Below are 12,048 nucleotides of genomic sequence, written 5' to 3'. Positions count from 1 at the left end.
GACAGTTCGCGGCAATCTGTCGCTTTCGCGGCATTGGTCGCGACCACGGACAGACGGGAGGCACGGTGCCAGCTGGCACCGTGCCTCCCGTTCGTCCATCCGCCCGTTCAGGGCGATGCGAGCGCTATGCGCGACCGCGGATGCTCCTGAGGAGCCAGCCGATGACGGCCAGGATGATGAGGACGATCCCGACCCACAGCAGGAACTTCAGCGCACCGACGAAGATGCCGCTGAAGAGCAGGACGAGGCCGACGATGATCGCGATGATCAGGAGTGCTGGCATTGAAGGGCTCCTTCCGGTGTACCTGGACGATCCCTGTACTGCGGAGACAGTACCCGGAATCAGCCGACGAGGTTCTGCACGAACACGTGCGGGGTGAAACCGGTCAGGTCGTTGATGCCCTCGCCCTGCCCGATCAGCTTGATCGGGATGCCCGTCTTCTCCTGCACGCTGAGGACGAACCCGGCCTTCGCGGAGCCGTCGAGCTTGGTGATGACGAGGCCGGTGACCCCGGCGCCCTCGATGAACGCCTGCGCCTGGGCCAGGCCGTTCTGCCCCGTGGTGGCGTCGAGGACGAGCAGTACCTCGCTGATCTCGGTCTGCTTCTCGACGACGCGCTTGATCTTCGTCAGCTCGTCCATCAGGCCTGCCTTCGTGTGCAGGCGGCCGGCGGTGTCGATGACCACGATCTCGGTGTTGTCGCGGATCGCCTTCTCGACGGTCTGGTACGCCACCGAGGCGGGGTCCTGCCCGGGCTGCGAGGGGCGGACGACGTCGACGCCGGCGCGCTCGGCCCAGGTCGCGACCTGCTCGACCGCAGCAGCACGGAAGGTGTCGGCCGCACCGACGAGGACCGTGCGGTCGTAGGTCTTCAGGAACTTGGCGAACTTGCCGATCGTCGTGGTCTTGCCGACGCCGTTCACCCCGACGACGAGCACGACGGCGGGCCGCGCGCTGAGCTTGAGCGTGGTGTCGAGCTTCGACAGCCGTTCCTCGAGCACCTCGCGCAGCATGCGCTGCAGGTCGGCCGGGTCGGTCGTGCCGTAGCGGTCGACGCGCGCGTGCAGGTCCTCGATGATCGCCTCGGAGATGTCGGGACCGAAGTCGGCGCCGATCAGCGCGGTCTCGAGGTCCTCCCACGTGGTCTCGTCGATCGTCTTGCGCTGGAAGAGGCCGCGCAGCCGTGAGGACAGTGACCAGGAACTCGCCATGCTCCCAGCTTAGAGCGCGGCGCATGTCCGCTGTGCCCGGTATGCTCGGTTTCACGAAGGGGAGTATTCCCTCTCGGTGACCCCGTCAGTACGGCCCGGAACGATCCGGTCCCGGGGTGCCGGTCGTGGTCGGTTGCATCAGATCGCGGCGGAAGAGACCTTCAGGCCTCGGCGTACCCGCACATCAGCGGCGCGCCCTACCTGAAGGAAACCGTGGACGTCCCACTCTTCGTCTGGCTCCTCACCATCGCAGGCATCCTCGCCCTGCTGGTGTTCGACTTCTACTCGCACGTGCGTACCCCGCACGTGCCGCACATCCGCGAATCCGCGTTCTGGTCCGTGTTCTACATCGGACTCGCGATCCTGTTCGGCTTCGGCATCCTGGTCTTCGGCGGCGGACAAGCCGGCGGTGAGTACTTCGCCGGGTGGCTCACCGAGAAGGCGTTGTCGGTCGACAACCTGTTCGTCTTCCTCATCATCATGACGAGCTTCGCCGTGCCGAAGGAGTTCCAGCAGAAGGTCCTGCTGGTCGGCGTCGCGATCGCCCTCGTCGCCCGAGGCATCTTCATCGCCCTCGGCGTCACGATCATCGAGAACTTCTCGTGGGTGTTCTACCTGTTCGGTGCGCTGCTGTTCTGGCTCGCGTGGTCGCAGGCCCGCAGCGGCAACGACCACGGCGGCGACGAGGGCGACTCCCGCCTGATCCGCATCCTGAAGCGCATCATCCCGACGTCGGACCACTACGACGGCGACCGCCTGACCACCAAGGTCGACGGCAAGCGCCTGTTCACCCCGATGCTGCTCGTCATGGTCGCGATCGGTCTCACCGACGTGCTGTTCGCGCTCGACTCGATCCCCGCGATCTTCGGGCTGACCCAGGACGCCTTCATCGTGTTCACCGCGAACGCGTTCTCGCTGCTCGGGCTGCGGCAGCTGTACTTCCTGATCGCCGGACTGCTCGAGCGCCTGATCTACCTCGGCCAGGGCCTCGCGGTCATCCTCGGCTTCATCGGTGTGAAGCTCGTCTTCCACGCCATGCACGTCAACGAGCTGCCGTTCATCAACGGTGGCGAGCACATCGAGTGGGCGCCCGAGATCCCGATCTGGTTCTCGCTGGGCTTCATCCTGCTGACCATCGCGGTCGCGACGACCGCCTCGCTGGTCGTCTCGAAGAAGCGCCAGGAGCGCGGGCTCACCCCGACGGGCGAGCCGAAGGAGTCGGTCGCGGCCGACGCGGAGTAAGCGTCACGCCCTGGACGGGCGGCAACACGGACGGGAGGCACGGTGCCAGCTGGCACCGTGCCTCCCGTCTGTCCGTGGTCGCGGCCAGAGCCGCGAAAGCGACAGATCTCGTCGCGGGCCCACGATCCTCTCCGTGAAAGCGACAGAGTGCCGCGAACTGTTGGCGGACATCTGTCGCTTTCGCGGCGCGCGACTGCGACCAGCCAGCCGGCTACGCGACCGCGTCGGCGGGCTCGCGCTTCTGCACCCGCTGCCCGACGACGGCGGAAACGCCGTCCTGCCGCATCGACACCCCGTACAGGGCGTCGGCGATCTCCATCGTGCGCTTCTGGTGCGTGATGACGATGAGCTGCGACGACTCGCGGAGCCGCTCGAACACCGTCAGCAGGCGACCGAGGTTGGCGTCGTCGAGGGCGGCCTCGACCTCGTCCATGATGTAGAACGGCGACGGCCTGGCGGTGAAGATCGCGACGAGCAGCGCCACTGCGGCCAGGGACCGCTCGCCACCGGACAGCAGCGTCAGGCGGTCGATCTTCTTGCCGGCGGGCTTCACCTGCACGTCGATCCCGGTGCCGAGCAGGTCGGTGGGGTCGGTGAGGTTGATCGAGCCGGAGCCGCCCGGGAACAGGATCGGGAAGATGACGTCGAAGGCGTCCTTCGTGTCGTTGAACGCGGACTCGAAGATCGTCTGCATCTTCGTGTCGAGCTCGTCGATGATCGTCATCAGGTCGGTGCGCGTCTTCTGCAGGTCCTCGAGCTGCTCGGCGAGGAACGCGTGCCGCTGCTCGAGCGCCTGGAACTCCTCGAGCGCGAGCGGGTTCACCTTGCCGAGCCGGCCGAGGTCGCGTTCGGCGGCCTGCAGGCGACGTTCCTGCTCGGCGCGGACGTACGGCACGGTCTCGACGTCGGCGGGGTCGACCTCGTCGGTGACGTCGAACTCGGGCAGGGCGGGGCCGCCGGGCAGGGTCGATTCGGCGTCGACGAGCGCCACGGTGTCGTCGCCGGGACTGGTGTCGAGGTCCGCCGTGCCGTCGTCGGGGGCGATGTCGGTGTCGGCATCGCCGACCGGCGCCGTGTCGCCGTCGACCGGCACCGTGTCGCTGTCGACCGGCACCGTGTCGCCGTCCGCCGGCTCGTCGAGGCCCGCCGCGGCAGCCGCCGCGCGCTCGGCGTCGCGGTGCTTCCGCGCGAGCACCCGCGGGTCCACCAGCACGTCGACCGGCACCGGCACGGTCGGCCCGTACTCGGTGACGAGCACGGCCTCGGTCAGCCCGAGGTCGCTCAGCGCCCGGTCGAGCACGCCCGACACGTGCAGCTTCTTCTCGTAGATCTCCATCTCGAGCGAGTGCACGCCGTCGGTGATGGTCTGCAGCCGGTCGCGGAGCTCGCGTTCCTCGTTCCGGATCGCCTGCAGTTCGGTGTTGCGCTTCGACCGTTCGGACTCCTCGGTCGCGAGCTGCACGCGTGCCTCGGCCAGCGACCGGTCGACGGCGCCCAGCACGCCCGGCAGGTCGGCGAGGACGGCTTCGGCGGTCTCGATCTGCCCGCGGCGGATCACCGCACGGCGCGCTGCTTCCTCTGCCGCCGCGCGCTCGGCCTCGAGCTGCCGTTCGAGCTGGTCGGCGCGGTGCCGTTCGGCGCGGACGCGCTCGCGCACGGTCTGCACCTGGATGCGCTGCTCGACCTCGGCGGCGCGTGCGGCCTCGAGTGCGTCCTGCAGGCCCGGACGCTCGGAGGCATCGACGACGGGACGCTCCTGCTCGGTGAACGCGCGGTGTGCCGTCTCGGCCTCTGCCAGGGCGTCGTCGACGAGCTCGACGGCGCCGTCGGTCTCGGCGAGGGCGGCACGCAGGCGCTCCACCTCGGCCGCTGCGTTCTCGGCCTTCGCCCGCGTCGAGGCGCTGGCCCGGTCGTACTCGGCCGTCGCCTTCGCGTGCGCGCGGGATGCCGCGTCGGCTTCGTCCGCACGGCGGCGTGCGTCCTCGACGGCGGTGCGTGCTGCCTGGAGGCCCGTGGCTGCGTCCTCGGCGTCCGCCCTGACGGCGTCGCGTCGCGTCACAGCGTCGTCGCGCTCCGCGACGAGCTCGATCCGCGAGGTCACGCGCTCTCCGCCACCGGTGACGCGGACGGCGCGCACGAGGTCACCGGACCGGGTGACGACCGTCGCGTGCGGGGCGGCGGCGAGCACGGCCTCCAGGTCGAGTGTGTCCGCGTTCGCGCCTTGGCCGTCGGCAGTCTCCGCGATCAGGGTGTTCCGCAGGATCGCGGCGATCGCCGGCGGGCCCTGCACGAGATCGAGGGCACGGCGGACGCCGGCCGGCAACGTGTCCGGCAGGTCCGTCGGGACGACCTCGGCGTCCGCGACGACGACGTCGATGCGACCGATGTCCGCGGAGCGGGCGTGGTCGACGGCGTCGAGCGCGACCGCGCGGTCGTCCGCGAGGACGGCATCCGCGAGCCCGTCGAGCGCGACGGCGACGGCGCCCTCGAACCCGGGCGTCACCGTGAGCGCGTCGGCCAGACGCCCGACGATGCCCGCGCGTCCGGCGTCGATGAGCGCCTGCGAACCGTCGCGGACGTCGATCGACATGCCGAGCGCCCCGACCCGCGCGTCGAGGGCGTCCCGCTCGCGCTCGAGGGCGTGCAGCCGGTCGCGCTGCTCGTCGCGGGCGGCCTGTGCGGTCTCCAGCTGCGCACGGGCCGCCTGGAGCGTGGTGGCGAGGGCCTCGTCGTCGACGCCCTCGGACGGGTCGGTGCCGAGTTCGGCGAGGGCCGCCGTCGCACGCTCGGCGCGTTCGCCCGCCTCGGCGAGGGCGCGCCCGCGACGTTCACGGTCCGCCACCGTGGACCCGCGCTTCGACCGGGCGACGTCGACGGCGTTCGCCAGCCGCTGCGCCTCGAGGTCGTGCTGCGAGACCCGGGCGGCCTGCGCGGCGATGCGTTCGTCGAGGGCGTCGAGCGCGTCACGGGCGGCCTGCACCGCACGGGCGGTCTCGGCGGAGCCGCCCTGCATCTCGTCGGCGCGGGCGGCGAGCCGATCGGCCTCGGCACGGACACCGGCCACCCGCTCCGGGGTGATCGAGGGGCCCTGCTGCGGGGCGTCGGCCTGCTGCGCCAAGAACATCAGCCGCTGGTTCGCCAGGCTGGACAGCCCGCGCAGGCGCTCCTGCACGCTCTCCAGGCGGTGCACCACGGTCCGGGCGCGGTCGACGTCGTCGCCGACCATGCTCTGCTCGACGTGCTGCTGGCGGACCCGGGTCTGGTCGAGTCGCTCGGTCAGGACGATGCGCTCGGACTTGCGGCCCGCCTCGACCTCCTGGTGGTCGTGCAGTTCGCGGCGCAGCCGGACGACGTCGTCGGCGAGGATGCGGGCCTTGGCGTCCCGCGCGACGGCGGCGACGGACTGGGCCTTGCGCGCGACCTCGGCCTGCCGGCCGAGCGGCTTCAGCTGGCGCCGGATCTCGCCCGCCAGGTCGGACAGGCGGGTCAGGTTCGTCTGCATCGCGTCGAGCTTCCGGAGGGTCTTCTCCTTGCGGCGACGGTGCTTCAGGATGCCGGCGGCTTCCTCGATGAAGCCGCGGCGGTCCTCCGGGGTGGCGTGCAGGACCTTGTCGAGCTGCCCCTGCCCGACGATGACGTGCATCTCGCGCCCGAGGCCGGTGTCGCTCAGGAGCTCCTGCACGTCGAGCAGCCGGCAGTTCTCGCCGTTGATGGCGTACTCGCTGCCGCCGTTGCGGAACAGCGTGCGCGCGATCGTCACCTCGGAGTAGTCGATCGGCAGCAGCCCGTCGGTGTTGTCGATCGTCAGCAGCACCTGGGCACGGCCGAGCGGCCCGCGGGTCGAGGTGCCCGCGAAGATGACGTCCTCCATCTTGCCGCCGCGCAGGGTCTTCGCCCCCTGCTCCCCCATCACCCAGGCCAGGGCGTCGACGACGTTGGACTTGCCCGAGCCGTTCGGGCCGACGATGCACGTGACGCCCGGCTCGAACGCGAACGTCGTCGGCTGCGCGAAGGACTTGAACCCCTTGATGGTCAGGCTCTTCAAGTACATGCGGTCTCCGGGTGTGCTCACGCGTGCTGCGGCGGGGCCGCTGCTGGGCTGTGCTGCTGGGCGTCAGGCTAACGCGTGCGGGCGCGGGGACGCGGTTGGCACACGGGACAGATGTGGCTCGACCGGTTCATGAAGGCCTCGCGCACGATCGTCGTGCCGCAGCGGGGGCAGGGCTTGCCCTGCTGTCCGTAGACGTTCAGTCGCTGCGAGAAGTACCCGGACTGCCCGTTGACGTTGACGTACTGGGCGTCGAAGCTCGTCCCGCCGTCCTCGAGCGCACGCCGGAGGACACTGCGCACCTCGTGGAGCAGGCGTGCGAGGTCGGCACGGGTCAGCCGCTCGGCCGGGCGGTCGTAGTGCAGCTTCGCAGCCCAGAGGGACTCGTCGGCGTAGATGTTCCCGATGCCGCTCACGACGCCCTGATCGAGCAGGATCCGCTTGATGCCGCTCGAACGCTTCCGGGCGATGGCGGTGAAGCGGTCGTCGTCGAACGCGGGGTCGAGCGGGTCGCGGGCGATGTGCGACACCTGCTGCGGCACGCTCCGGCGCCACACGGCGTCGGGGTCCGATGCGTCGACGAGCCCGGCGAACCCCGCGGGGGCGCCGTCCACCGTCGGCACCATCGCGTCGATCGCCATCGAGCCGAAGGTGCGCTGGTCGACGAACTCGAGCTCGACCGCGGGTTCGGCGGTGCCGTCGCGGTCGGTGCCTGCCGGTTGCACGTCGATGAGGATGCGGCGGTGCTTCGCCGCCGGTCGATCGCGGCCGAGCAAGATCTGGCCGCTCATGCCGAGGTGGGCGACGAGCGCTTCGGGCCGGTCGCCCTCGTGCTCGGGCTGCAACGGCATCCAGAGGAACTTGCCCCGACGGACCGCTGCGGCGATCGTGCGACCGGTCAGGCGGTCGGCGAAGTCCTCGGCCGGGCCGTCGTGCCGGGTGAGCGCTCGCTCGTCCACGACGTCGACGTGCAGCACCCGAGCGCCGCTGACCGCGGGTTCGAGGCCGGCGCGGACGACCTCGACCTCGGGGAGTTCGGGCACGCGGTCAGGCCGCTCGGCCGGACAGCCGGGTCCAGGCGTCGAGCGCCGCGGACATCTCGGCGGCCTTCTTGCTCGAGCCGGTGCCGACGGCGATGTCCTCGCCCTGCAGGACGACGGTCGCGCTGAAGGTCTTGTCGTGGTCCGGGCCGGTCTCGGTGACGCGGTAGGCCGGGTTGCCGAGCGACAGGCTCGCCGCGAGCTCCTGCAGGCTCGTCTTCGGGTCCATCGCGGCGCCGAAGCGGTCGGGGTCGATCATCAGCGGCTCGACCAGGCGGAGCACCAGGTCGGTCGCCGGGTCGGGGCCCGCGGACAGGTAGGTGGCACCGATGACGGCTTCGACGGTGTCGGCGAGGATCGACGACTTGTCGCGGCCGCCGGTCTGTTCCTCGCCCTTGCCGAGGCGCAGGTACTGGCCGAGCCCGATCATCCGGGCGATCTCCGCCAGCGCGACCGTCGACACCAGGCTGGCGCGACGCTTCGCGAGGTCACCCTCGTCGAGGTCGGGGAAGGACCGGTAGAGCTTCACGGTCACGGCCTGGCCGAGGATCGAGTCGCCGAGGAACTCGAGGCGCTCGTTGTGCTTGATGCCCCCGTGCTCGTAGGCGTAGGAGCGGTGCGTCAGGGCGAGCTGGAGCAGCTCGAGGTCGATGTCGACCCCGAGCTGGCCCTGCAGACGAACGACGTCCGGCCCCACGGGGCGGGACCCCGTGGCGCCGGACGTCGTCGTCATGCGTTCGGTCCGATCAGACGTCGGCGACCTTGCGGCCCTTGTACTCCATGTACAGGGGGGTGCCTGCCGAGTCCTCGACGACCTTCGCGCGGTGCGGGAGGCTGTAGGTGACCTGACCGTTCTCGATCGTCTTGACGAGCTGGATCGGCGTGGCCTTCCACTGCGAACGACGGGCGTGCGTGTTCGCACGGGACTGCTTGCGCTTGGGAACGGCCATGGTGAATCTCTTTCGGTTGGTCGGTGGTCGGTACGGGGGCTGGCGGTGTCGGGGCCTACTCGGCCTCGGCCCGCTCCTCGCCCTCGGTGGTCTTCGTGTCGGTGGTGTCGCCGTGGGCGGCACGCTCGGCTGCTTCGAGCTGGATGCCGGTCAGGGCTGCCCAGCGCGGGTCCAGGGTCTCGTGAACGGGCTGCTCATCGAGGTCGGCCAGTCGCTCGCCCGTCACCGGGTCGAGGCCTGGGCAGTCCGGTCGGCAGACCGGCTGGAACGGCAGCGCCAGCACCACCGCATCTCGAACGACCTGTTCGCAGTCCACGTAGTCATCGCGAACGAAGAAGTCGAAATCCTCCGAGGCATCATACGCGAACAGCTCGGCGAAATCGACCTCGACGGGCTCGCTGATGTCGATGAGGCAGCGCGAGCACTCCCCCGTCGCGTCGGCCGAGGCGTGACCGGACACGAGGACACCCTCGTGCAGGCCCTCGAGCCGCAGGTCGATGCGCAGCGGAGCACCTTCGCGCACCGCGATCACACCGGCTCCCAGCGCGTCCGGCACCACGATGTCGAGCGAGTGCTCGCGCATCTCGCCCGGACGGTGCGCCAGGTCGCGCACGCGCAGGGCGTAGGGGCTGTTCACGTGGGAAGACACGATCGTCAACCCTAGCGTGAACGCAGCCGAGAGTCGAGGCAGGCGGGGGTGTGTCCGCGCGTCGGCCGGCCGGACCTCCGGCTCGGCGCGCGGCTCGGCGCGCGGCTCGGCGTGCGGCTCAGCGTGCGGCGAGGGCCGCCGCCACGGCCTTCGGCACGTAGGGGGTGACGTCGCCGCCTAGCGTCGACACCTGGCGGATGAGCGAGCTCGACACGTGGGAGCGCGAGGCGTCGGGCAGCAGGAACACGGTCTCGACGTCGGCGAGGTGCCGGTTCATGATCGCCATCGGGGTCTCGTAGGCGACGTCCTCGCCCGACCGCACGCCCTTGACGAGCACCTTCGCCCCGACCTGCCGGCAGTAGTCGACGAGGAGCCCGGACGTCCACTCCCCGACCCGGACCGTTCCCGGCGTGCCGACCTCGGCCAGGGACTCCTCGATGAGCCGGACGCGGTCGACCGCCTCGAACATCGCGGGCTTCTTGTCCGGGTTGTGCACCACGAGCACGTGCACCTCGTCGAACAGCCCGGCAGCTCGACCGATGACGTCGAGGTGCCCGAGCGTGACGGGGTCGAAGGAACCGGGGACCACCGCGATCTGCGCCATGGCAGCGACGATACCGGTCCGTGCCGGGGCGTCCGGCTCCGGGTCAGTTCTTGCCGAGGAACGCCGCGTCGGACTCGTCGAGTCGGCGTGCCAGTGCCTCGCGCAGGGCCGGGGACCCGTCGAGCTCGGGATCGGGTTCGAGGACCCGTTCGGCTTCGCCACGGGCGTCCACGATGAGGTCGGCGTGCTCGACGACGCGCAACAGGTTGAGCGACGACCGGCCGCCCGACTGCCGCTCGCCGAGCACGTCGCCCTCGCGCCGGAGCTCGAGGTCGACCCGGGCGAGCTCGAAGCCGTCGTCCGAGGCGGACACCGCGTCGACGCGCTCCCGCGAGGTGGTCTCGAGCTCGGCGGTGGTGACGAGCAGGCAGACGCCCGCCCACTGCCCACGGCCGATGCGTCCGCGCAGCTGGTGCAGCTGGGAGACACCGAAGCGATCGGCGTCGAGCACGGCCATCATCGCGGCGTTCGGCACGTCGACACCGACCTCGATCACGGTCGTCGCGACGAGGACGTCCAGGTCGCCGGCGGCGAAGGACGTCATCACACGGTCCTTCTCGTCCGCCGTCATCCGGCCGTGCAGCACCGCGATCCGCCGGCCGTCGAGCACGGGCATCGTGCGCATCCGCTCGGCGGTGGTGAGCACGGTCGCCGGGGCGCGCTTGGGGGCGTCGTCCTCGGACTCGGCGGGCGCGGGCTCGCCGTCGTCCTCGGCGTGGGCGTCGTCGATCGCGGGGCAGACCACGAAGGCCTGACGCCCCTTGTCGAGTTCCTCCGCCATCCGGGACCAGATGCGGGACTCCCACCCGGGGTGCTCCGCCAGCGGGACCGTGAAGGTCTCGACACCCGCACGACCGGAGGGCAGCCCGGTGATCGTCGAGACGTCGAGGTCGCCGAACACCGTCATCGCGACGGTGCGCGGGATCGGGGTGGCGGTGAGCACCAGGACGTGCGGCGGGGTGGCGCCCTTGGTCCGGAGCGCTTCACGCTGCTCGACGCCGAAGCGGTGCTGCTCGTCGACCACCACGAGCCCGAGCTCGGCGAAGTCGACGCGGTCGCCGAGCAACGCGTGGGTGCCGACCACGAGGCGCGAACTGCCCGATGCGGCGGCGAGCAGTGCCCGCCGGCGTTCGTCGGTGGACTGCGACCCGGTCAGGATCACCGGGCGGAGCTCGGCCGCCAGGTCCGGTCCGAGGAACTTCACGATGGACCGCAGGTGCTGCGCGGCCAGCACCTCGGTCGGGGCGATGAGGGCGGACTGCCCACCGGACTCCGCCACCGTGAGCATGGCGCGGATGGCCACGAGGGTCTTGCCGGAGCCGACCTCGCCCTGCACCAGCCGGTGCATCGACCAGGTGCGAGCGATGTCGGTGTCGATCTCGGCACCGACGGCACGCTGGTCGTCGGTCAGGGTGAACGGCAGGGTGGCGTCGAAGCGCTCGAGGATGCCGCCGGGAGCCGCCACCCGCGGGGTCGCCGCGGTGCGTCGGGCGCGGATCCGGCGCTGCACCAGGGCGGTCTGCAGCACGAACGCCTCGCGGTAGCGCAGGGCGTCCTGCGCGCGCTTGAAGTCCGCGACCTTCTCGGGGCGGTGGAGGAGCTCGAGTGCCCGACGGAACGGGACGAGGTCGAGCCGGCTGCGCGCCGAGGCCGGCACCGGGTCGGGCAGGTCCGGCAGGGTGTCGAGCACGATCCCCATCGACTTCGCGATCTGCCACGAGGTGAGCGAGGCCGTCGCCGGGTAGATCGGGATCGGCTGCCGCGACCACCGGATCGCTTCGTCCGAACCCGGGTCGGCCGTGGCGCGGGGGTCGTCGGGGTCGAAGAGCTCGTAGTCCGGGTGGGCGAGCTGGCGCGCACCGCGGTAGTCGCTGACCTTGCCGGAGAAGATGCCGCGGGCACCTGGCACCAGGTCCTTGGTGCGCCAGCCCTGGTTGAAGAACGTCAGGGTCAGCAGCCCCTTGCCGTCGCCGATCTTGGCTTCGAGGATCGATCCGCGGCGGGCACGCATCGTGCGCTCGCGGACGTCGACCACCTCGGCCACGATGGTGACCGGCTCACCGATCGCCAGGGAGTCGAGTGCCGTCAGGGCGCCGCGCTCGGCGTAGCGCCGGGGCGCGTGCTCGAGGAACTCACCCACCGTGCGGTGGCCGAACGCCTTCTGGATCGCGGACGCGGTCCGACCACCGAGCACGTTCGCGAGCCGCGCGTCGAGGGGCGCCGGACCGAGGTCGGGCGCTGCCGGCGCAGCGGGGGTTCCGGTGGTGACCACGGACACCACGGTACCGGGCACGACCGACGTG

Annotated in this window: 10 protein-coding genes; 1 reads left to right on the top strand and 9 read right to left on the bottom strand. The window is 71.0% G+C overall.

All coding sequences use genetic code 11. The annotated features are described in order from the left end of the window. Positions 1–124 precede the first annotated feature (124 nt). Entirely contained in the window at positions 125–283 is a 159-nt protein-coding gene (locus tag EDF31_RS20010) for a DUF4175 domain-containing protein (protein WP_139199230.1), read from the bottom strand. A 59-nt stretch (positions 284–342) separates the two neighbouring features. Beyond that, complete coding sequence (gene ftsY, locus EDF31_RS12770) at positions 343–1,212, bottom strand: signal recognition particle-docking protein FtsY (protein ID WP_111086057.1); 870 nt, start codon at positions 1,210–1,212, stop codon at positions 343–345. Positions 1,213–1,425: 213 nt separating this feature from the next. Between ftsY and EDF31_RS12765 the strand changes: the two genes are divergently transcribed. Beyond that, the gene (locus EDF31_RS12765; RefSeq protein ID WP_111086101.1) at positions 1,426–2,454 is read left to right on the top strand and encodes a TerC family protein; all 1,029 of its coding nucleotides are present in this window, start codon (positions 1,426–1,428) and stop codon (positions 2,452–2,454) included. A gap of 211 nt (positions 2,455–2,665) precedes the next feature. Here the strand turns inward: EDF31_RS12765 and EDF31_RS12760 are convergent, their stop codons facing one another. The 7 genes from EDF31_RS12760 to EDF31_RS12730 form a co-directional block, all read right to left on the bottom strand. After that, positions 2,666–6,526: an AAA family ATPase gene (locus EDF31_RS12760; protein ID WP_347812693.1), complete on the bottom strand. Its 3,861-nt coding sequence runs from the start codon at positions 6,524–6,526 to the stop codon at positions 2,666–2,668. A gap of 47 nt (positions 6,527–6,573) precedes the next feature. Continuing rightward, positions 6,574–7,545, bottom strand: coding sequence for a bifunctional DNA-formamidopyrimidine glycosylase/DNA-(apurinic or apyrimidinic site) lyase (gene mutM / locus EDF31_RS12755; protein ID WP_131846390.1), 972 nt, complete (start codon positions 7,543–7,545; stop codon positions 6,574–6,576). Between the two features lie 4 nt (positions 7,546–7,549). After that, the gene (gene rnc, locus EDF31_RS12750; protein WP_228506018.1) at positions 7,550–8,275 is read right to left on the bottom strand and encodes a ribonuclease III; all 726 of its coding nucleotides are present in this window, start codon (positions 8,273–8,275) and stop codon (positions 7,550–7,552) included. Positions 8,276–8,288: 13 nt separating this feature from the next. Then, positions 8,289–8,492, bottom strand: a complete 204-nt coding sequence (rpmF, locus tag EDF31_RS12745; RefSeq protein WP_017888273.1) for a 50S ribosomal protein L32 — start codon at positions 8,490–8,492, stop codon at positions 8,289–8,291. A gap of 55 nt (positions 8,493–8,547) precedes the next feature. Continuing rightward, a complete protein-coding gene (locus tag EDF31_RS12740) occupies positions 8,548–9,141 on the bottom strand; it encodes a DUF177 domain-containing protein (protein WP_347812692.1) in 594 nt (197 codons plus the stop codon). A gap of 118 nt (positions 9,142–9,259) precedes the next feature. Then, positions 9,260–9,745, bottom strand: a complete 486-nt coding sequence (coaD, locus tag EDF31_RS12735; RefSeq protein ID WP_111086053.1) for a pantetheine-phosphate adenylyltransferase — start codon at positions 9,743–9,745, stop codon at positions 9,260–9,262. A gap of 43 nt (positions 9,746–9,788) precedes the next feature. Next, the gene (locus EDF31_RS12730; protein WP_131846389.1) at positions 9,789–12,017 is read right to left on the bottom strand and encodes an ATP-dependent DNA helicase RecG; all 2,229 of its coding nucleotides are present in this window, start codon (positions 12,015–12,017) and stop codon (positions 9,789–9,791) included. Between the last annotated feature and the right edge of the window lie 31 nt (positions 12,018–12,048).

The organism is Curtobacterium sp. PhB142, assembly GCF_004341255.1.
Lineage (GTDB): Bacteria > Actinomycetota > Actinomycetes > Actinomycetales > Microbacteriaceae > Curtobacterium.
Note: the sequence above shows the minus strand (reverse complement) of the source record. Positions and strands in the feature narration are given on the sequence as shown.